A 20,652-nucleotide genomic window follows, 5' to 3' on the forward strand; every position below is an offset into this window, starting at 1 on the left:
CCGATGGATCAAGCCACGATCCCCTGCCGCACCGAATCGCGGCTCGGCGGGGCATTGCGCAGCGAGGCGATGCGTTCTTCAAGCGGCGGGTGGCTCATCAGCAGCTTCTTCAGGCCGTGCCCCACGCCACCGCTGATGCCGAACGCGGCGATGGTCTTGGGCATCGTGCTCTGGCCGTAGGTCTGGGCCAGGCGCTCGAGCGCGGCGATCATCTTCTCGCGGCCGGCCAGCGCGGCGCCGCCTTCGTCGGCGCGGAACTCGCGGTAGCGCGAGAACCACATCGCGATCATCGACGCGAACAGGCCGAAGATCATGTCCAGCACGAACACGATCGCGAAGTACGCGATGCCGCCACCGCCGTTGTCGCGGCCGCCGTTGAGGTAACCGTCGATCGCACGGCCGACCACGCGGGCCAGGAAGATCACGAAGGTGTTGAGCACGCCCTGCAGCAGGGTCATCGTCACCATGTCGCCGTTGGCGACGTGCGCGACTTCGTGACCCAGCACGGCTTCGGCTTCATCGCGCGTCATCGAGCGCAGCAGGCCCGTCGACACCGCGACCAGCGCGTTGTTGCGGTTCGCACCGGTGGCGAAGGCGTTGATCTCGGGCGCGTCGTAGATCGCGACCTCGGGCATGCCGATACCGGCCTGCTCGGCCTGGCGGCGCACGGTGTTGACCAGCCAGCGCTCGGATTCGTCGCGCGGGTCCTTGATGACGTATGCGCCGGTCGCGCGCTTGGCCGACCACTTCGAGATCGCGAGCGTGAAGAACGCGCCGCCGAAGCCGAACAGGGCCGCAAACACGAACAGTCCGCCGTAGGTGGACGGATTGATGCCGAAGATCGCCATGACGATGCTGACCAGCGCGAGCACGGCGAGATTGGTGGCGATGAGTAGACCGAAACGCTTGAACATTGGGTACCTTGAGTCCGGATGACGCCTGCGCCAGGCGGAGATGGAAACGTGACGCGACAATCTGCGTGCACGAACGCACGATTTCAATTCGGCAGCGTGCAAGGCACAGTGGCGACCCCATGACAGTTCATGTGCCAGACAGTTTGATGCGCGCTTCCGATGCGTCCGCGTATCGCGGACGTTACGCGCCCTCGCCCACCGGTCCACTGCATGCAGGCTCGTTGCTCGCCGCGCTTGGCAGCTGGGTGATGTCGCGACAGGCGCGCGGCAACTGGGCCGTCCGCATCGAAGACGTCGATCGCCTGCGCGAGGTCGCCGGCGCGGCGCAAGGGCAACTGGCGACCTTGCAGGCATTCGGTCTGCGGCACGACGGACCGGTGCTCGTGCAAAGCACGCGCGATGCGCGCTATGCCGCCGTCGTCGACGCTCTGCTCGCGCGCGGGCACGCGTTCGTCTGTCATTGCAGCCGCGCCGATCTCGCGGCAACAAACGGTCGTCATCTCGGCGTGTGTCGTGCGAGCGGCACGCGCCCCGATCCCGCGATCCGCCTGCGCGTTGAACCGGGCACGACGATCGAGTTCGTCGACGCGATCCGCGGACCCCAGACGCAATGCGTCGATGTCGAAGTCGGCGATTTCGTATTGCGTCGCGCCGACGGCTTCTGGGCGTATCAACTCGCGGTCGTCGTCGACGACGGCGACCAGGGCATCACGGATGTCGTGCGCGGCGCGGACCTGCTCGACTCCACCGCGCGGCAGATCCTCTTGCAGAGAATTCTCGGTCTGCCGACGCCGCGCTACGCACATCTGCCGCTGCTGCTCGATGGCGACGGCCGCAAGCTGTCGAAGTCGGAACTTGCCCTACCCGTCGATGCCCGCGACCCGATGCCCACGTTGCACGTGGTCTGGCACGCGCTGGGGCAAGCGGGGATCGACGCGGACACGCCGTCTGAGTTTCTCGAACACGCGACCGCACACTTCGACATCGCACGTGTGCCGACGCACGACATCGCAATTGCTGCATCGCACAACACTGCTGCAACGCGCGATGCATAGACTGCAAAACCCGCTGTCGGACCGGCAGCGCACCCCACAGACGAGGACGGCATGAGCGGACGCGTGGCACTGGTGACCGGCGGCACCGGCGGTATCGGAACGGCAATCGTGAAGCGGCTGGCCGACAACGGCTATCGCGTGGCGACCAATTACCGCAACGCCGAGAAGGCGCAGGCCTGGCAGGCGCAGATGCGCGATGCCGGTTACGAGATCGCGATCGCCTCGGGCGACGTGTCCGATCACGAAGAGGCGGAGAAGATGGTGCGCGATGTCGAAGCGCAGCTCGGCCCGATCGACATCCTGATCAACAACGCCGGCATCACCCGCGACGGCACGTTCCACAAGATGCACGCGCTGCAGTGGCAGGACGTCATCAACACCAATCTCAATTCGGTCTACAACGTGACGCGCCCGGTGATCGAGGGCATGCGCGATCGCAAGTGGGGCCGGATCATCCAGATCAGCTCGATCAACGGTTTGAAGGGCCAGTACGGCCAGGCGAACTACGCCGCGGCCAAGGCCGGCATGCACGGCTTCACGATTTCGCTGGCGCGCGAGAACGCCAAGCTCGGCATCACCGTCAACACGGTCTCGCCCGGCTACGTCGCCACCGACATGGTGATGGCGGTGCCCGAGGAAGTGCGCGCGAAGATCGCCGCCGACATTCCGACCGGTCGCCTCGGCCGCCCGGAGGAGATCGCCTACGCGGTGAACTTCCTGGTCGCCGACGAAGCCGCGTGGATCACCGGCTCGAACCTCGACATCAACGGCGGCCACCACATGGGCTGGTGACGCGCGCCGCGCATCGCGCGCGGACCGACGGCACCGTATGTGCTTGGACGGCCCGCGTCGCGACGCGGCGCGGCCCCGTTCAGCCCCTTCGTCCAGTTGCGCCCCCCAATCCGCTGCGCCATGCTGCGCAGCATCAAAGGATCAGAGTGTTGGCTTCATGAGCAGTGCCGTGCGCATCATCAAGAAGTACCCGAACCGTCGCCTCTACGATACGGAAATCTCCAGCTACATCACCATCGAAGACGTCCGCCAGCTGATCGTCGACGGCGAGGACTTCGAAGTCCGCGACGCCAAGAGCGGCACCGACATCACCCGCTCGGTGCTGCTGCAGATCATTTCCGAGCACGAGTCCGACGGCGAGCCGGTGCTGTCGACCCAGTTGCTGAGCCAGATCATCCGCTTCTACGGCGATTCGATGCAGGGCTTCATGGGCAACTACCTCGAGCGCTCCATGCAGACCTTCCTCGACCAGCAGCAGCAGTTCCGCCAGCAGATGGGCGGCCTGCTCGGCCAGACGCCGTGGACGATGATGAACCAGCTCACCGAGCGCAACCTCGACCTGTGGAAGGAATTCCAGAAGACGATGGTCGGCGCCGCGACGCCGAGCGCCAAGCCTGCCGATCGCGATCCGCCCAAGCGCGGCCGCTGATCCTTCCGCACCACCGGCACGGCGCGGATTCCGCGCCGTTGTCGTGTCCGCTTCCGGAATCCCCAGCATGACCCAGACACCACGCGTCGCCATCGTCACCGGTGGCCTCGGCGGCATCGGCCGCGCCATCTGCAGGCAACTCGCGCAACGCGGCGTGCACGTCGTCGCCGCCGATCTGCAGGCCGACGCCGCGCGCCTCGATGCGTTCGCCGCCGACATGGCCGGCCTGCCGGTGACCACGCTCGCCGTCGACGTCGGCAATGCCGAGTCCTGCGCGGCTGCAATCGCCGACGTCGAATCGCGCCACGGCCGGCTCGACATCCTCGTCAACGCGGCCGGCATCACCCGCGACGCGACGCTGCGCAAGATGGACACCGCGCAGTGGGACGATGTGCTGCGCATCAACCTCGACAGCGCGTTCCACCTGTGCCGCGCCGCACTCGAGGGCATGGTCGCGCGCGGCTTCGGCCGCATCGTCAACATCAGTTCGGTCAGTGGCCAGACCGGCAACTTCGGCCAGACCAACTACGCCGCGGCCAAGGCCGGTCTGCACGGGTTCACGATGTCGCTGGCCCGCGAAGTCGCGGCCAAGGGCATCACTGTCAACAGCCTGTCGCCCGGCTATGTCGAAACGCCGATGACCTCGAAGATGCCGCCCGAGGTGCTCGCCCGCACCGTCGCCAGCGTGCCGGTGAGCCGCGTCGGCCAGCCGGACGACATCGCACGCGCGGTCGTGTTTCTCGTCGCCGACGATGCCGGTTACATCACCGGCATCAATCTGCCGGTCAACGGCGGGTTGCTGATGGGGTTCTGAAGACTGCGAGCGACGCCCGGAAAGCGCGCTCGATCTTCTCGGGACCGTAAGACCGGCCGTTGCCTGCCAACCGGCCTCGGATCAGCGAAGCGCGGTCGCCGTCTCGCCCTGCGCGTCCTCGCAGAACTTCGCGCGGTACTCCAATGCCTTGGGCATCAGCGCTTCCAGTGTCTGGATGCGGGTGCCGGGATTGGGATGCGTGGACGAGAACTCCGGCGGCGCCTGTCCGCCGCTGGCCTCGGACATGCGCTCCCACAGCGGCACGGCTTCGCGCGGATCGAAGCATGCGGCGGCGGCCAGCATCAGGCCGACGTTGTCGGCTTCGGTTTCGTGCTTGCGCGCGTACGGCAGCAGATAGCCGTAGCCCATCGCGGCCATGACCATCTGTTGCTGCTGCGGATCCATGCCGCTCATTGCGCCGGCCATCTGGCCGACCTGGGTCAGCTTCTGCTGGGCCATGCGCTGCGCGCCGTGGCGCAGCAGCGCGTGGGCGATCTCGTGGCCCATCACCACGGCCAGCGCATCGGCGTTCTTCGCCACCGGAATCAGACCGGTGTAGACCGCCATCTTGCCGCCCGGCAGGCAGAAGGCATTGGCCTGGTCGGATTCGAGCACGTTGACCTCCCACTCGAAGCTCTGCGAGAAGCGGGTCGGTTCCAGTCCGTGTTCGCGTGCGAGTTCGGCTTCGACGACGTCGACCTTGGCGATCAGGCGTTCGGCGATCAGGCGGACTTCTTTCGAGATCTCGCTGTCGGGATCGACCGGCCGCTCCTGGCCGAGGATTTCCTGGTAGGCCTCCAGGCCCAGCGCCTTCTCCTGCTTCACGTCGAGCGTGCGATCGATCAGCACGGTCTCGCCCGTCACCGGGTCGACGCTCTGGTTGGAGAAGTAGTAATAGGCGCCGTAGCCCGCGAACAGCAGCAGCACGATGAAGCGCATGCCGAAGCGGCGCCGCGGCGCGCGTCCGGGCTGACGACGGTCACCGCCGCCGAAAGGATCCTGTCTCATCTCGTCTCCCCTGACCGGTCGCCCGGCTCAACGTCAAAGTTCGCGTACCACGCGGAAGCCGAGTCTCGCATTAGTCGTGTCAACCTGCGCGAGTGCCCGCCAGCTGGTCCGGGTCTGCGCCGGCGAGCTCGCCCAGGAGCCGCCGCGGATCACCTGGTCGCGGCAGCCGGGATTGACCCAGGCCGAGCCGTCGCCGGGTGCGCGCCGGTAGGTCGCGTGCCAGCAGTCGGCCATCCATTCGCTGACGTTGCCGGCGAGATCGTGCACGCCCCAGGTGTTGGGTTCGAAGCTGCCGACCGGCGCCGGGCCCCAGTAGCCGTCGCCGTACTCGGGAAATGCGTTGCCCCAGGCGCGGCCGCCCGGCGAACGGTCCAGCGCGCCGGTCATGTTGCCGGCGCCATCCGGCGGCGTGCCCTCGCCCCAGGGATAGCGCTCGGCGGTGCCGTTGCGATACGCGTACTCGAATTCGGCCTCGCTCGGCAGCCGGTAGCGGCGGCCGCTCTGCGTCGACAGCCAGTCGACGTAGGCCTGCGCGTCCTTGGCGCTGACGTGCAGCACCGGCATCGTGTCGCCGGCCGGACGTCCGACGTAATCGGAGCGCCAGTCGACGTTGCTGCGACGCAGGAAATTGCCGGTGCGCTCGTCGTAGGCCAGCGAGAAGCCGCGTCGCACCGCGCGCGACTGGTAGCCCGTGGCATCGACGAAGCGGCGGAACTCGCCCACCGACACTTCGCGCACGCCCATCGCGAAGCCGCGTTCGAACCGCACCGGGTGCCGCGGCGATTCGTTGTCTTCGGCGTCACGGTCGCCGGGCAGCGCACCCATCATGAAACCGCCGTGCGGCAGCACCACGACCTGCGGCCCGCGCGCGCCGCCTTCCAGGGCATCGGTGAAGACCTGTCCCGGGCGGAAATCGCCGTAGTGCACGGTGCGGTCGATGCGTTCGCGCAGATCGTTGACCACCGGGTCGCCCGGCTCGGCGATGCCGATGATCTGGGCCAGCCGCTCGCGTGCGACCGCCACGCCGTTGATGTTCGGCAGCGCGTCGACGCCTTCGTCGCGCAGCCGGCGGATGTGCGCGGCGCGCATCCGCTCCAGGCGTTGCTCGGCATCGCCGACGGTCGGAAAGCCGGGCCGGATCGTCGTGGCATGCGCGAGCCAGCGCGAGGCGCCGCTGTAGTTCGCTTCGTCGGCCGCCAGTTCCGCGCGGCGGATCATCGCGCTCTCCACCGCGGCCATGCCCTGCAGCGCACGCGCTTGCCCGGGGCGCAGCGCCGCGGCTTCGCGGAACAGCGCCAGCGCGCCGCCGCCCGCCTCGCCCAGTTCGCCGGCCTGCAACGCCCGTTCGGCCGACCGGTTGAGTTCCCACAGCCGGTCGCTATCGTCGACGCGTTCGAGATAGCGCACCACCGCCTCGTCGCCGGCCGCGAGATATCGCGCGACCGCGGCGAAATCGTGCGCGGCGCGCATGCCGGCGATCGAGTCGAGTTCGTCGGCCTCCACCAGCGCCTGCGTGCCGAGCGCGAGCAGCCGTGCCTGCGCACGTTGCAGGCCGGTGCGCGCGACGCGTGCGCTGTCGGGCCGCTGCGCCAGCGCGAGATACAGCGGGATCGCCGAGGTCGGCGTCGCATACAGATCGTCGGCCGCCATCGCGGCGCGTGCCTGGTCCAGCGCCTCGGCGTCGCCGTCTTCGGCGATGACCACCGGTGGCGGCGTCCAGTTGAGTTGCGGCACCGCCGCGTCGTCGCCGGTGATGGTCACGCTGCCGTCGCCGGGCGCGACATCGGTGTCGGCATCGCCTTTGCAGCCCGCCAGCACGAGTGCGCCCAACAGGCCGACGACGAAGAAACTGCGCAAACGGGGCTCCCTGGACCGCATCGCGCCAGATTAAGCCATCGCGGCCGTGGCGGCGATGCGAGCACGCCCGCGATTGCCGCCACCGGCCCGCACCGCTAGGCTTTCGCGCATGTCATCTCCCAACGCTGCCTGGATCGACGATCCGGCGATCCTGCGGGCCCGCCTGCCCGACGCCCCGACCCGCATCGGTCTGGATACCGAATTCATCCGCGAACGCACGTTCTGGCCCCAGCTCGCGCTGGTGCAGATCGCGTTCGAAGGCGCCGACGGCATCGAAGTGCTGCTGGTCGATCCGCTGGCGCCGGGCATCGCCGAAGCGCTGCGTCCGCTGCTCGCCGATCCCTCGATCCTCAAGATCATGCACAGCGCCAGCGAGGACCTCGTCGCCTTCGGCCACGCCTGCGGCGCGGTGCCGGCGCCGCTGTTCGATACCCAGATCGCCGCGGCGCTTTCGGGCACGGGTACGGGCATGGGCTATCAGCGCCTGGTGCAGGACACGCTGGGCATCGCGCTGGCCAAGGGCGAGACGCGTTCGGACTGGCTGCGGCGTCCGCTGTCGGCGACCCAGCTCGAATATGCGGTGGACGACGTCGCGCATCTGTTCGCGCTGCACGACGTGCTCGCCGGCAAGCTCGACGCGCTCGGCCGCGCGGACTGGCTGGTCGAGGACTGCGCACGCCTCGTCGCGACCGCCGGCAACATGGAAGGCGATCGCTGGCCGCAGCTCGGCGGCCGCGCGGGCCTGTTCCTCGACGCGGACGCACAGCGCCGTCTCGCCCGCCTGCTGCGCTGGCGCGAGACCTACGCACGCACCACCGACCGCCCGCGCAGCTGGATTCTCGACAACGAACTGGCCACCTTGCTCGCCCGCGATCCGCCTGCGGACATGGCCGCGCTGCAGCAGCGGCTGGATACGCACCCCAAGGCGCCGCGCAAGCTGACCCATGTGATCTGGCAGGCGTTGACCACCGAGCTGCCGGACGAGACGGAGATGCCGCTCTCGCGCGGCGAGGAACCCGATCGCAAGCAGCTCAAGCGCCTGCAGCAGGCGGTGGCCGCGCGCAGCGCGGAGATCGGCCTGCCCGACGGCGTGCTCGCCTCGCGCAAATGGCTCGAAGCGCTGGTCGAAGGTGCGGACTGGCCTGGCGCGCTCTCGGGCTGGCGCCGCGGCCAGCTGGAACCGTCGCTGGCGCCGTTGCTCGACAGGGCTGGCGAGCCCGCAGCGGGGACCGTATAATCGCCACGCATCATGTGGGGCCATAGCTCAGCTGGGAGAGCGCGTCGTTCGCATCGACGAGGTCAGGAGTTCGATCCTCCTTGGCTCCACCACTCGATACCGCCGGAAAGCCAGGACCCAGGTCCTGGCTTTTCTGCTTTCCGGCGTCCGGAATATCCCGCGCGATCAGGCGCGGTACTGCTTCTCTTCGACGAAGCGCGAACCGGCGAGCCGGTTGATCGTGTTCTTGACCTCGACCCGGGCGCCGTTGTGCCGTGCGACCGCGCGGGCGAGTTCGACGAATTCGTCGCCGAAATCCTGCGCGGCTTCCTTCGCGCGCAGCGCGTCCTGCACGTCCCACATGCGCGTGTTGGCCTCGCGCAATGCGGTCTTGAGTTCGGCCATCTCCGGCTGCCTGTCCGCGAGCGGCGCCCACAGCGGCAGCAGGCCGTCGAGTTCGGTGCGGACGTTGGCCAGCTTCTGCGCGTCGCCGATGCGCTCGGCCTTGATCTCGAGGATGGTGATCTTGTCGGCGAGTTCGCCGATCGACACCGGGGCCAGAATCGTGCTCACGGGAGGTCCTCTTGTTCGCGCAGGTGGGGCCGGACATGGTAACGCGGCGCTGAAGACGCTTCGCGCAATGCGCATTCGAACGCGCCTGCGTTACGGGGCGTGCTGCATCGCGGCGTAAACTGTGCGCCGGCGCGATCGGCGCCGTGTGTGTGGAGCTGCCGTGCGTTTCAAGGACCGCCTGCCCGTGTGGCTGCACGACTGGCTCGACATCGTCCTGCCGATCGGCCAGATCCTGCTGATCCTGATCGTCGCCTGGCTCCTGCGGCTGCTGGTGCGCCGGATCATCGAACGCATCGGACACCGTTACACGTTGCCGGTCGAGGCCGTCGTCGGCGGGCGCCGCGTCACTTCGTTCCTGATCTATGCGGCCGCGTTGCTGCTGATCCTCGAGCGCATGGGCGTGTCAGGCACGGTGCTGTGGACGGCGTTCACCGGCTTTGCAGCCGTGGCGGCGGTCGCGTTCTTCGCCGCGTGGAGCGTGCTGTCGAACATCTTCTGCACGATGCTGATCCTCACCACGCGTCCGTTTCGTCTCTACGACCACGTCGAGCTGCTGGAGAACGGCGAGAAGCCCGGCCTGCGCGGCCAGGTGGTCGACATCAATCTGGTCTACACCACGCTGCGCGAGACCGATGACGGCGATGGCGCCGGCACCAGCCTGCAGATTCCCAACAGCCTGTTCTTCCAGCGTGCGCTGCGCCGCTGGCGTGGCGGCGCGCTGCCTGCGGCGCGTGGCGGCACGGCCGCAGGCGATCCACTGGACGTCTGAACGCGGGACCCGTCAGCCGAGCGCCGCGGTCACGATGATCTCGATGCGCCAGCCCGGATCGGCGAGCCTGCCTTCGATCGTCGCGCGCGCCGGTCCCTGGCCGGGCACGACCCAGCGGTCCCATTCGGCGTTCATGCCGGCGAAATCCGCGATGTCGGCCAGCACCACCTGCGCCTGCAGGATCCGCGTCTTGTCGCTGCCGGCCTGCGCGAGCAGCGCATCGATGGCCTCGAGCACTTCGCGCGTCTGCGTGCCGATGTCGGCGCCTTTCGTCTCGGGTACCTGCCCGGCGCAGTAGACGGTGTCGTTGTGGATCGTGGCCTCGGACATGCGTGGGCCGGCGTCGATGCGCTTCATGGGACTGCCTTGTGAAGTGGGCCACCCATGCTGGACGGCGCACGCGTCGACGACAAGCCGATGCGCGCCGTCAGCCTTCGCGCTCGCCCGGCACCGCGGTGTCGCCGCCCAGCACTTCGCGCACGTAAAGCCGCTTGACCAGCACGTAGACGACCACGGTCAGCGGCGCGGCCAGCAGCAGACCGGCGGCGCCCTGCAGGCTGCCGAAGATCACCAGCGAGAACAGCAGCAGTGCGGGCGGCAGTTCGACGGCGCGTTGCTGGATCAGCGGCTGCAGCACGTTGCTCTCGATCTGCTGCAGCACCACGTACAGCGCGATCGTCGCGAAGCCGACCTGTGGGCTGACCGTGAAGGCCAGCAGGATGCCGGGAATGGCGGCGACGATCGGCCCGATAATCGGCACGAAGTCGAGCAGGAACGCGATCAGCGCGAGCGCGAACGCCGCCGGCACGCCCAGCAGCCACAGACCGATGCCGGTCATGATGCCGACGACGAGCATCGCGACCAGCTGGCCGCCCAGCCACAGGCGAAGCGCACGGCCGCTGGAATCGAGCGCATCGGCCGCGGCCTTCTTCGCCGACGGCGGCACCAGATGCAGCAGGCCGTTGCGGTACATCTCCGGCTGCGCGGCGATGTAGATCGCGCCGACCAGCACGAGGAACATGTCGATCGTGCCGCTGGAGACCGTCATCGCGATCGCGCCGGCGCCGCTGGCGATGCGGCCCATGTTGTCGCGGATGGCGTCGAGCTGTTCCTGCACCAGACTGCCGACGCTAGTTTCGCCGAGCCACTGCTGGAACTGCGCGTACGCCGACGGGAGCGTCTCGGTCAGCGTGGCGAGTTCGCGCGTGGCCTGCGCGCCGAACATCCACAGCAGCAGCCCCAGCCCGCCGATCAGTACCACCAGCACGATCGCCAGCGCGACGCCGTGCGGCATCGGCACGAAGCGCCGGAGCAGGCCCGACAGCGACAGCAGCAGCGCGGCCACGACGATCGCGCCGAACACCAGCATGAAGACCGGCGTGAGCGCCCAGCACAGCACCAGCACCGCGAGCAGTGCGAGGACGATCAGAACTTGACGGGTGAAGTACGCGAGATCCTGCGACGCGGGCATGGTCGATCCGATGAGAAAGGGGCCGCGTCACGACGCGGCGCCTCTTGTCCCATATCGCGCGTGCAAATCCGGTGCAGCTCTCAGCGCAGCTGGCTGTCCTTGCTGCCGCGGCGATTGTAGCCGCTGTGCGCGTCGTCATCGTCGTGCGCGGCCTGGCACTCGACGCACAGGCGCACGCCGGGCACGGCGCGACGTCGCGCTTCTGGGATCGGCGCGTCGCATTCTTCGCAGTGCGTCAGGCCCGGCCCGCTGCGCAGCTGGCTGCGGGCACGCTCGATCGCATCTTTCACGGTGGCGTCGATCTGGTCCTGCACCGCGCCATCGCCTGCCCAGCCCGTGGCCATGACAGCCTCCTGCATGTCGCGTGTTGACGAAGTGTGGACGCTAGCAGGCACGGCGTTGACCCGGGATGAGGGGCGGCCCCGGTCATAATGGCGGCGATTCCGCTGGAGAACGACATGGCCCTGACCCTGCTGCTGCGTTGCACCGATCTCGAACGCACCCGCGCGTTCTACACCGCCCTGCCCGGTTTCTCGCTGGCGCCTTCGACCGGCGACACCCTGACCGTCACCGGCCACGGCGCACGCATCGTCTTCACCGCTGCCGATCTGTGGCACCGCGCGCCCACGCTGACCGGCACGCTGTACTTCACCGTTGCCGACATTGATGCCGCCTTCGCCCAGGCCCAGGGCCGCGCGCAGCTCGCGTGGACGCTGCAGGACATGCCCTACGGCGCCCGCGAGTTCGGCATCGTCGACTGCAACGGCTACATCCTGGCGTTCCAGCAAGGCGCCTGAGATGCCAGATGCGCGTATCCCGCGGCTCGCCATCGTCGGTGGCGGGCCGGCCGGCCTGTTCGCCGCCGAACGCGCGCGCGCGGCGGGACTGGATGTCGATCTGTTCGAAGCCAAGGGTTCGGTCGGCCGCAAGTTCCTGATCGCCGGCAAGGGCGGCTTGAACCTCACCCATTCCGAACCGCGCCCTGCGTTCGATGCGCGTTACGGCGCGCGCGATGCGGCGGTGGGCGGCTGGCTGGATCGTTTCGATGCACAGGCCCTGCGCGACTGGGCCGCGGCGCGCGGCGTCCCGACCTTCGTCGGCAGTTCCGGGCGCGTGTTTCCCGAAGATCTCAAGGCCGCGCCGCTGCTGCGCGGCTGGGTGCGGCAGCTGCGGGAAGACGACGTGCGCTTCCACGTGCAGCATCGCTGGACCGGCTGGGACGATGCCGGCGCGCTGGTGTTCGAGACACCGGCGGGCAACGTGACGCACACGGCCGATGCCACGCTGCTCGCGATGGGCGGTGCCAGCTGGCCGGAGCTCGGCTCCGATGGCCGCTGGCAGCCGGTGCTCTCGGCGCGCGGCGTCGACGTGGCGCCGCTGGTGCCGGCGAACTGCGGCTTCGACATCGGCTGGAGCGCGCATCTCGCCGAACGTCACGCCGGCGCACCGCTGAAACCGGTCGTGCTGCATTGGACCGGACTCGACGGCACGCCGCATGCGCTGCAGGGCGAATGTGTGCTGACGACGACCGGCATCGAAGGCAGCGCGATCTACGCGATTTCCGGCCCCTTGCGCGACACCATCGCCCGCGATGGCAGCGCGCTGCTGGAACTGGATCTGGCGCCCGGGCGTGACCTCGCGCGCCTGCAGTCCGATCTGGCGCGCCCGCGCGGCCGCCGCAGCGTCGGCGAACATCTGCGTCGCGCGACGGGTCTCGATGCCGCGAAGACGGGATTGCTGTTCGAGCTGCTCGACCGCGCCGCGCTGGACGATCCGGCGAAGACGGCTGCGGCGATCAAGCGCCTGCCGCTGCGACTGCAGGCGCCGCGACCGATCGCCGAGGCGATCAGCAGCGCGGGTGGCGTGCGTCTGGAGGCGACCGGCGATGCCTTGATGCTCGAGGCTCTGCCCGGCGTGTTCGTCGCCGGCGAGATGCTGGACTGGGAAGCGCCGACCGGCGGGTATCTGCTGACGGCCTGCTATGCGAGTGCAGCCGTCGCGGTGGATGGCGTGCGGGCGTGGCTGCAGCGCCGGGTGCCGGCCGCCTGACAGGCGCAACGCGGCTTCAGTCCAGCGACTCCGAAAGCCGGAATTTCGATTCGAAACGTCGCGGGCACCCGTCGAGCGGATCGTCGAACGCAAGTGCGCGGGCCAGCAACTGCAACGGCGGCCGCGCGCCGTCACCCTCATCCTGCAGCGTCGGATACCAGGGGTCGTGCAGGATCGGCGCGCCGAGTGCGGCCATGTGCACGCGCAACTGGTGCTTGCGTCCGCTGACCGGCGACAGGGCGTAGCGCCACGTCCTGGTGCCGCGTTCGCGCACGTCGATGTGCGTCTCGCTGTTCGGCATGTCGTCGACCTCGGCCATGCGGAAGAACGGCTCGCCGCGTTCGATGCGGCTGTGGCGCGTCATCGGGAAGACGAGTCCGGGCAACGACGGCGCCAGCGCCTCGTAGGTCTTGGTGATGCGCGATTCGCGGAACAGCGCCTGATATGCGGCGCGACTCGTGGGATCGGCCGAGAACAGCACCAGCCCCGCGGTGCCGCGATCGATCCGGTGCAACGGCACGAGATCGGAGTTGCCGAGCGTCGCGACCAGTCGCGTCAGCAGGGTCTGGGTGACGAAGGCGCCGGTCGGCGCGACCGGCAGGCCATGCGGCTTGTCGGCGACCACGATGTGCGCGTCGACATGCAGGATGCGTTCGGCCGCATCGATCACCGGTTCGTCGACGACTTCGCGGTAGTAGCCGATCTCGGCGCCGAGGCGATACGGCGTCTGCGCCGTGACCGGATCGCCCTGCGCATCGAGCACCCTGCCCCGCGCGATGCGGTCGCGCCAGATCGACGGATCGATCTGCGAAAAGTGCGCGACCAGCGCATCGAGGACGGTGGGCCACGGACCCGGCGGCAGTTGCAGCCGGCTCGCCGGCACGCCGCCCCGCGGCGGAAACCGCGGGCGGCTCATGCGCGCGAACGCAGATCAGTCGGTTTCATCGGCCTCTTCGCGGCCCTGCTGGCGGATCACCGCTTCCTGGCGCGCATCCTCGATGGACCACAGGATCGCGCCGGTGTCGGCCTTGCGCGTGTCGAACACGAACGTGCCGGTCAGCGGCGTATCGGCCTTCAGGTCACCCGCCTCGTACAGCGCCCACATCTCCTCGCCGTAATGCGTGTCGGCAAGCTCCGGCGCGAAGCGCGCGAGCGTGTCGCGGATGTTGTGCACGTCGCGCAGCAGCATGTCGCGCGCGGCGTTGTTGCCGGCCGCGCTGACGACCTGCGGGAAATCGATCAGCACCGGGCCGTCGGGCGTGGCCAGCACGTTGTACTCGGACAGATCGCCGTGGACCATGCCCAGCACCAGCATCCGCACGATGTCGCGCACCAGCATCAGATGCCATTCGCGGGCCTGGTCGGGTTCGAGGTCCACCTCGGCCAGGCGCGGCGCGCTGAAGCCGTCGGCGTCGGTGACCAGATCCATCAGCAGCACGCCGTGGAAGAAACCGTAGGGCTGCGGCACGCGCACGCCGGCCTCGGCCAGGGCGTAGAGCGCATCGACCTCGGTGGTCTTCCACGCGGCTTCCTGCTCGCGGCGGCCGAACTTGGTCGCCTTGCCCATCGCACGCTGCTCGCGGCTGCCGCGGACCTTGCGGCCTTCCTGGTACTGCACGCGCGCCTGGAAACTGCGCTGCGCCATGTCCTTGTAGACCTTCGCGCAGCGCACCTCGTCGCCGACCTGGACGACGTAGACCGATGCCTCCTTGCCGCTCTTGAGCGGGCGCAGCACGGCGTCGATGATGCCGTCCTCGATCAGTGGCTGCAGTCCCTGCGGGATCTTCATGGTGCCGTGGGGCTCCGGGTGTGGCCCGACATTGTGCGGCCTGCGCCGGCCGCGCGCCCGAACGGCACCCGACCGGCGCGACGCCTCAACGTGCGGGCAACCCCATCTCCTCGAGCAGCGCCGGCGCCGGATACACCTTGGCCATCAGCCAGCGCATGTAGCGCATGTCGACGTGGATCGCGCGCTTGTAGCGCGGATCGAACCACCAGCTCGCGCTGACGGACTCCCAGTTGCTGTCGAAGTTCAGGCCGACCAGTTCGCCACGCGCATTGAGCACCGGCGAGCCCGAGTTGCCGCCGGTGGTGTCGAGGTTGGTCAGGAAATTCACCGGCTGGGTGCCGAGCGAGGCTTCGGCGGTGCCTTCGAAGTCGCCCTTGGCGATCGCGTCGATCAGCGGCTGCGGCGCGTCGAATGGCACCTGGCCGGTGTTCTTTTCGACGATGCCGGCGACGGTGGTCACCGGCGAGAACGCCACCGCATCGCGCGGCGCCAGCGCTTCGACCTGGCCGTAGCTCACGCGCAGCGTGCCGTTGGCATCCGGATACACCGCGCGGCCCTGCTGCGCGCGCCAGGCGAACAGCGCACGCATGTAAGCCGGGCGCAGCCGCAGCTGTTCGCCTTCGCGGGTCTTGCGCGCGTCCTCGGCATCGAGCTGCGCGGCGACCAGCTGCGCGGCCAGCGCGAGCAGCGGATCGTCGGCCAGCGGACGGCCGGCGCGGGCATCGGCGAAACGCGACAGGCGCTGCGCTTCTTCGCCCAGCGTCGTGCGCGCGTAGACCGTGTCCAGCGCCGTCTTCAGCGATTCGGGCGTGCGGCCGAACGCGGCGTCGAAGGCCGGCAGACGCTGCGCATCGGGCAACTGCTGGTAGCGGCCGACCAGCACGCCGAGCACGGCCTTCTCCGCCGACGGCGCGTAGCGACGCTGGGCCTGGCGCAGCACGCCCTCGATCAGCGCGTGGTCGCGCTGCTGGTAGCCGGTCTCACGCGCGGCATCGTCGGCCTTCGCCGATTCGATGCGCAGGCGTTCGAGCAGCAACGCCGAGCGCAGCAGCTGGGTCTGGCTGGCGACGAGGGTCAGCAACTGGTCGCGCGCGCCTGCGGCATCGGCTTCGCCGAGGATCGCCTGCAAGGCCGCGATGTCGCTCGCGTCCTCGCCGGTGGTCGCAGCCAGCATCGCGGCCTCGTCCTCGCCGCGCAGGCGCACCGCGTCGCTGCGCAGCAGGCCCTCGAGCTCGCCCGCCGCGCGCTTGCGGTTGTTCTTCAGCGACTGCAGCTGCGAGGCGTAGCGCGTGCGGATGTCGGCGTCATCGGCGGCGGCGGTCTCGACGGCGTCGATCAGCGCATCGAACACCGCCACGCGCTGCGGCAGCACGCGCGCGACCTGGGCATCGAACTCGGCCGCGGTGCGATGCCGGAACGTCGTGCCGGGATAGCCGGCGAGCATCGCGTAATCGCCCGCGTGCAGGCCGCCGCGGGCGATCTGCAGATGCGCCGGCGGCGCGTAGGGCACGTTGTCGGCGCTGTAGTCGGCCGGCTTGCCGTCGCGGCCCACATAGGCGCGCAGCAGGGTGAAATCGCCGGTGTGGCGCGGCCACATGAAATTGTCGATCTCGTCGCCGTAGTTGCCGATCGCACGCGGTGGCGCATAGACCAGACGCACGTCGCGCAGCTCCAGCTGGCGGATACGATAGAAATCGGTGCCGTAATACATGTTGGCGACGCTGCAGCGCACCTCGCCCGACGCCTCGCACGCGGCGACGATGCGCTTGCCGGCGGCGTCCACCGCATCGAAGTACGCGCGACCGGTCTTGCCACGCGCCTCGGCCAGCACTTCATCGGTGACCTTGTCGAAGCCGACCGTCACCAGCACGCGGAAGTCGGGATTCGAAGGCCGCTCGTCTCCGCGGCCTTCGGCGATGAAGCCGCCGTCGATGATGTTGCGTTCGGCGCTGCTGTTGTACTGGATCACGCCGTAGGCGACGTGGTGGTTGGTCAGCAGCAGGCCGTCATCGGAGACGAAGGCGCCGGTGCCACCGCCGACCTTGACCACGGCGCTGAGCGGCGGCGCGGTGACGTCGGCCAGCGCGTCGGCGCGCCCGCGGAACCCCGCCTCGCGCATCGGCTTGGCGATGTCCGGCAGCTGGGTCGGCATCCACATGCCTTCATCGGCATGTGCGGTCACGGCGGACAGCGCGAGGCCGGCGGCAAGCGCGGCGGTGGCAGGACGGCGGAGCGGCATACGGGGATCCGATAGAAACTGGCGAGCCGCGACCTTAGCCAGCGGTCGCGGCCGGGGCAACGGTCGGAGGTCATGGAGCAGCGGCGGATCGGTGTGCCCGCGTGCGGTCGATGCCGATGCGACCCGCCCGGGCCCCTTCCCTCCGGACACAGGGCTTCGCTCAATCGGCGTGCGGCGCCGCCGCCACCCGGGTCGCGCCGGGACCATCGCGCCGGCCATCGCTCGCCCGCAGGTACAGGCCCCGGTGGCGACAGACATCGATGTCGCTGTAGAGCAGCGTGCGGCCGTCGCGGAAGCCGATCCGGAAATCCTGGACGCAATGCGCACCGGAAATTTCCACGGTCGCCACATTGAAGCCGCCCCGCAGTGGCGCGATTGCGATCGGTACGAACGCGGTGTCGCCGGCGGGCGCCGCCGAGGCCGAGACGACGCTGTCGTGACTGACGTTGATCAGATCGAAGTAGCGCATCCCGGCGTCTCCGGCACGCGCATCGGAGGCATGGGACACGGTCGCGAGCAACGCGACCAGGGCGAGGGTGTGCGCGATGGACATGGCGGTGGCTCCGGTGCAGGAATGGGACCGGAGGCAGACGATCCACGCTCCGGCACCGGCATCAGGCCGCGTCGTGGTGGCGCCGGACAGCGATTCGGGACGAATCGTCGTACCGGACGTGCCAATCGTAGTGCGACGCCGCCATCGCTTCCGGCCCCCCGCGAATGCACCTAGGATGCGGACGTCCCCTGCAGGCGACGCGCGGTACCACGCCGACCGCACGACCCGTACGCCACGACCGCACAAGCGACATCGACACCGGAGCAGCATGAAGATTCGCCTGGGCAGCCACGAAATCGGCCTGTTCCACTACCTCGCGCTGTGGACGGCGATCGCGGTGCTGTTCGCCCTGCAGAACAGACTCAACGGCGGCTCGCCGAACACCCGCTGGCCGCTGTGGGACGTGCTCCGCTGGTCGTTGATCGTCTGGTACACCTGGGCGGCCCTTGCGCCCATCGTGTTTCGGCTGGCCGAGCGCTACCCGGTACGCGCCACGCTGCGCTTCTACGGACTGCGCACCCAGCTGCTGATCAGCCTGGGCATGACTTGGCTCGCGATGATGATCGGCGCGATGGTTTCGACGCTGTTCGAGCCCAGCGGCTTCGACGAGCAGCTGCGGTACTTCATCGAGCAGCACTTCGCCATCGGACTGCTGACCTACTGGCTGCTGTTCGCGGTCCAGCAGGCCATCCATTTCCACGCCGAGAAGGCGCGACGCGAACTGGAGGCCAGCCGGCTGGCCACCGACCTCGCGCAATCGCGCCTGCTGGCGCTCAAGTCGCAGCTGCAGCCGCACTTCCTGTTCAACACATTGCACGCCATCGTGACCCTGCTCGACGAAGACAAGGTGTCCGCCGAGGACATGCTGCTGCGCCTGAGCGAACTGCTGCGCGCATTCCTGGAAGATTACGATGGCCAGGAAATCAGCCTGCGCCAGGAACTCGTGCTGCTGGATCTGTATCTCGGCATCCAGCGCACGCGCTTCAAGGACCGCCTGACCACGCGCATCTACATCGCGCCGGACACGCTCGACTGCGCGGTGCCCAGCCTGATCCTGCAGCCGATCGTCGAGAACGCGATCCACCACGGCATCGGCAAGCGCGTGGGCGCGGACTGCATCGAGATCGAGAGCCGGCGCGAGGGCGGCACGCTCTACCTGGACGTGCGCAACCGCAACAGCACGCTCGAAGACCCGGGTGCCGTTGGCGGCAATGGCGGCATGGGCCGCGATGCCACCGGGGTACCCAGCCACGGCATCGGCCTGTCTAACACCCGCCTCCGATTGCAGGAACTGTACGGCGATGCCGCGCAGGTGCGCCTGGATATCACCTGGCCACAGGGCGTCGCCTGCCGCATCCAGTTGCCCTTCCGCAGGTTCGAGGCAGAGGAGACGGCCGCCTCTTTCGCCGACGGCACGCATGCCGACCCGCTCGATGACGACGACGCCCCGGAACTACCGCGCGCATGAGGATCACCGCACTGGTCGTCGACGATGAGCCGATCGCCCGCCTGGCCATCGTGCGCCTGCTGCGCGACGACCCGCAGATCGAGGTGATCGGCGAGTGCGGTGACGGCGTCTCCGCGGTGGAGGCGATCCGTCACGGTTCGCCGGACCTGGTGTTTCTCGACATCCAGATGCCCGGCATCACCGGACTCGACGTGGTCGCGACGATCGGCGCGGCGCGCATGCCGGCGACCGTCTTCGTGACCGCCTACGAACAATTCGCGGTGCGCGCCTTCGATGCCAACGCCGTCGACTATCTGGTCAAGCCTTTCGCCCGCGAACGGTTCGCCGATGCGCTGCGCCGGGTCAAGACCCGATTGGCGGCACCGCAGGACACCAGCGCCGACACGGCCGTGCGGATCATGCAGGCGCTCGATGCCCTCCGGCAGCGCGACGACTACCTCGCGCGCATTCCGGTGCGAGAGGACGACCGCGTGGTCTTCGTCGATGTCGACGACATCATCTGGATCCGATCCAACCGCAACAGCGTGCAGATCCACGTGCCCGGCCGCGTGCACGAGCTCCGCGAAACCATGACCGCGCTGCAGGCCCGTCTGGATCCGCGTCGCTTCGCGCGTGTGCATCGCTCGGCGATCATCAACATCCAGCGCATCAAGACCATCGACCCCTGGTTCAACGGCCACCACGTGGTCACGATGGACAACGGCCAGCAGCTGCGCATGAGCCGCTATCAGAACGACACCTTCCTGCGTCTGGTGACGACGCAGCGTCCCGGTAGCCAGGCGCCGGACACGGCCGGATAAGCGCCAGCGGCGAGCGACTGCGGGCGCGTTCCGGGAGGCCCGTGCCGGTCCCGCGACACCGCGATTTCGTCTACCGCTCGTCCGCCGGACGCACCCGCCAGACCGGCGTCATCGTGACGGTCTGCGACTCGCTCATCAGCTGCAGTTCGCCGTCCTGGATCATCGCGGTCAGACGCATGCTCCGCTGCAGCAGACCGACCGCCTCTTCGATCTTCGCCGGGTCGAGATCGACCACGGTGAGGTTCTTCAGGCGCGTGAGCGAATTCGCGATCCGCTCCCACCAGATCTGCGCGGCGTTGCCGCTGTAGTTCACCACCACGACCTGGCGCGAGCGTCCGCTGGCCTTGCGGATGCGGCTCTCGTCCGGCTGGCCGAGATCGATCCACTGCTCGATGTCGCCGGTGTAGTCGCGGCGCCACAGATCCGGCTCTTCCTCGTTGCTGAGGCCGCGGCCGAATTCGAGGCGTTCGTCGGCGAACAGCGCGAAGGTGATCAGCCGCACCATCAGACGCGCTTCGGTCTCCGACGGGTGCTGCGCCAGCACGAGGTCGTGCGAGGCGTAGTAATGCCGGTCCATGTCGGTGACCTGGAGTTCGGCTTTGTAGACGGTGGCCTTGGGCGCCATGAGGACGGGTC

General features: G+C 68.8%; 22 protein-coding genes and 1 tRNA gene. 11 read left to right on the top strand and 12 right to left on the bottom strand.

Annotated features, from left to right (window positions below; all coding sequences use genetic code 11):
- Positions 1-8: 8 nt before the first annotated feature.
- The gene (gene htpX / locus V3391_RS05145) at positions 9-914 is read right to left on the bottom strand and encodes a protease HtpX (RefSeq protein ID WP_332077331.1); all 906 of its coding nucleotides are present in this window, start codon (positions 912-914) and stop codon (positions 9-11) included.
- A gap of 146 nt (positions 915-1,060) precedes the next feature.
- Between htpX and gluQRS the strand changes: the two genes are divergently transcribed.
- The 4 genes from gluQRS (at position 1,061) to V3391_RS05165 (ending at position 4,224) form a co-directional block, all read left to right on the top strand.
- Complete coding sequence (gene gluQRS, locus V3391_RS05150; RefSeq protein WP_332077332.1) at positions 1,061-1,969, top strand: tRNA glutamyl-Q(34) synthetase GluQRS; 909 nt, start codon at positions 1,061-1,063, stop codon at positions 1,967-1,969.
- A 51-nt stretch (positions 1,970-2,020) separates the two neighbouring features.
- A complete protein-coding gene (phbB, locus tag V3391_RS05155) occupies positions 2,021-2,761 on the top strand; it encodes an acetoacetyl-CoA reductase (RefSeq protein WP_332077333.1) in 741 nt (246 codons plus the stop codon).
- A 157-nt stretch (positions 2,762-2,918) separates the two neighbouring features.
- The gene (gene phaR, locus V3391_RS05160; protein WP_332077334.1) at positions 2,919-3,410 is read left to right on the top strand and encodes a polyhydroxyalkanoate synthesis repressor PhaR; all 492 of its coding nucleotides are present in this window, start codon (positions 2,919-2,921) and stop codon (positions 3,408-3,410) included.
- Between the two features lie 67 nt (positions 3,411-3,477).
- Positions 3,478-4,224: a beta-ketoacyl-ACP reductase gene (locus tag V3391_RS05165; protein ID WP_332077335.1), complete on the top strand. Its 747-nt coding sequence runs from the start codon at positions 3,478-3,480 to the stop codon at positions 4,222-4,224.
- An 81-nt stretch (positions 4,225-4,305) separates the two neighbouring features.
- Here V3391_RS05165 and V3391_RS05170 read toward each other — a convergent pair whose 3' ends face one another.
- Complete coding sequence (locus tag V3391_RS05170; RefSeq protein ID WP_425497199.1) at positions 4,306-5,232, bottom strand: M48 family metallopeptidase; 927 nt, start codon at positions 5,230-5,232, stop codon at positions 4,306-4,308.
- Between the two features lie 33 nt (positions 5,233-5,265).
- A complete protein-coding gene (locus V3391_RS05175) occupies positions 5,266-7,089 on the bottom strand; it encodes a formylglycine-generating enzyme family protein (RefSeq protein WP_332077336.1) in 1,824 nt (607 codons plus the stop codon).
- A gap of 109 nt (positions 7,090-7,198) precedes the next feature.
- Between V3391_RS05175 and rnd the strand changes: the two genes are divergently transcribed.
- Positions 7,199-8,326, top strand: a complete 1,128-nt coding sequence (gene rnd, locus V3391_RS05180; RefSeq protein ID WP_332077337.1) for a ribonuclease D — start codon at positions 7,199-7,201, stop codon at positions 8,324-8,326.
- Positions 8,327-8,342: 16 nt separating this feature from the next.
- Positions 8,343-8,418: transfer RNA gene (locus tag V3391_RS05185), tRNA-Ala, on the top strand.
- Positions 8,419-8,491: 73 nt separating this feature from the next.
- Here V3391_RS05185 and V3391_RS05190 read toward each other — a convergent pair.
- On the bottom strand, positions 8,492-8,878 hold the full coding sequence (locus tag V3391_RS05190; RefSeq protein ID WP_332077338.1) for a DUF6165 family protein: 387 nt from the start codon (positions 8,876-8,878) through the stop codon (positions 8,492-8,494).
- A 160-nt stretch (positions 8,879-9,038) separates the two neighbouring features.
- On the opposite strand from V3391_RS05190, the gene V3391_RS05195 reads away from it, so the two are divergent.
- Positions 9,039-9,647 (top strand): mechanosensitive ion channel domain-containing protein, encoded by a 609-nt coding sequence (locus V3391_RS05195; RefSeq protein WP_425497200.1) that lies wholly within the window; start codon positions 9,039-9,041, stop codon positions 9,645-9,647.
- Positions 9,648-9,659: 12 nt separating this feature from the next.
- Here the strand turns inward: V3391_RS05195 and V3391_RS05200 are convergent, their stop codons facing one another.
- The 3 genes from V3391_RS05200 to V3391_RS05210 form a co-directional block, all read right to left on the bottom strand.
- Positions 9,660-10,004, bottom strand: coding sequence for a RidA family protein (locus tag V3391_RS05200; protein WP_332077339.1), 345 nt, complete (start codon positions 10,002-10,004; stop codon positions 9,660-9,662).
- 70 nt (positions 10,005-10,074) lie between these two features.
- On the bottom strand, positions 10,075-11,118 hold the full coding sequence (locus V3391_RS05205; RefSeq protein WP_332077340.1) for an AI-2E family transporter: 1,044 nt from the start codon (positions 11,116-11,118) through the stop codon (positions 10,075-10,077).
- 80 nt (positions 11,119-11,198) lie between these two features.
- Positions 11,199-11,462 (bottom strand): DksA/TraR family C4-type zinc finger protein, encoded by a 264-nt coding sequence (locus V3391_RS05210; RefSeq protein WP_332077341.1) that lies wholly within the window; start codon positions 11,460-11,462, stop codon positions 11,199-11,201.
- Positions 11,463-11,576: 114 nt separating this feature from the next.
- Between V3391_RS05210 and V3391_RS05215 the strand changes: the two genes are divergently transcribed.
- Positions 11,577-11,915, top strand: a complete 339-nt coding sequence (locus V3391_RS05215) for a VOC family protein (RefSeq protein ID WP_332077342.1) — start codon at positions 11,577-11,579, stop codon at positions 11,913-11,915.
- A gap of 1 nt (position 11,916) precedes the next feature.
- The gene (locus V3391_RS05220) at positions 11,917-13,167 is read left to right on the top strand and encodes a TIGR03862 family flavoprotein (RefSeq protein WP_332077343.1); all 1,251 of its coding nucleotides are present in this window, start codon (positions 11,917-11,919) and stop codon (positions 13,165-13,167) included.
- A gap of 16 nt (positions 13,168-13,183) precedes the next feature.
- Here V3391_RS05220 and V3391_RS05225 read toward each other — a convergent pair whose 3' ends face one another.
- The 4 genes from V3391_RS05225 to V3391_RS05240 form a co-directional block, all read right to left on the bottom strand.
- Complete coding sequence (locus V3391_RS05225; RefSeq protein ID WP_332077345.1) at positions 13,184-14,083, bottom strand: pseudouridine synthase; 900 nt, start codon at positions 14,081-14,083, stop codon at positions 13,184-13,186.
- Between the two features lie 15 nt (positions 14,084-14,098).
- Positions 14,099-14,956, bottom strand: coding sequence for a PA4780 family RIO1-like protein kinase (locus V3391_RS05230; protein ID WP_332077346.1), 858 nt, complete (start codon positions 14,954-14,956; stop codon positions 14,099-14,101).
- An 85-nt stretch (positions 14,957-15,041) separates the two neighbouring features.
- The gene (locus V3391_RS05235; protein WP_332077347.1) at positions 15,042-17,195 is read right to left on the bottom strand and encodes a S46 family peptidase; all 2,154 of its coding nucleotides are present in this window, start codon (positions 17,193-17,195) and stop codon (positions 15,042-15,044) included.
- A 160-nt stretch (positions 17,196-17,355) separates the two neighbouring features.
- Positions 17,356-17,748: a hypothetical protein gene (locus V3391_RS05240; protein WP_332077348.1), complete on the bottom strand. Its 393-nt coding sequence runs from the start codon at positions 17,746-17,748 to the stop codon at positions 17,356-17,358.
- A 268-nt stretch (positions 17,749-18,016) separates the two neighbouring features.
- On the opposite strand from V3391_RS05240, the gene V3391_RS05245 reads away from it, so the two are divergent.
- Together V3391_RS05245 and V3391_RS05250 are read left to right on the top strand one after the other, a co-directional pair.
- A complete protein-coding gene (locus V3391_RS05245) occupies positions 18,017-19,216 on the top strand; it encodes a sensor histidine kinase (RefSeq protein WP_332077349.1) in 1,200 nt (399 codons plus the stop codon).
- Positions 19,213-20,016: a LytR/AlgR family response regulator transcription factor gene (locus V3391_RS05250; protein WP_332077350.1), complete on the top strand. Its 804-nt coding sequence runs from the start codon at positions 19,213-19,215 to the stop codon at positions 20,014-20,016. The genes V3391_RS05245 and V3391_RS05250 overlap by 4 nt, the downstream gene beginning before the upstream one ends.
- Positions 20,017-20,086: 70 nt before the next feature.
- Here V3391_RS05250 and V3391_RS05255 read toward each other — a convergent pair whose 3' ends face one another.
- Positions 20,087-20,641 (bottom strand): YaeQ family protein, encoded by a 555-nt coding sequence (locus V3391_RS05255; protein ID WP_332077351.1) that lies wholly within the window; start codon positions 20,639-20,641, stop codon positions 20,087-20,089.
- Between the last annotated feature and the right edge of the window lie 11 nt (positions 20,642-20,652).

This window comes from Luteimonas flava, from assembly GCF_036584485.1.
Lineage (GTDB): Bacteria > Pseudomonadota > Gammaproteobacteria > Xanthomonadales > Xanthomonadaceae > Luteimonas > Luteimonas flava.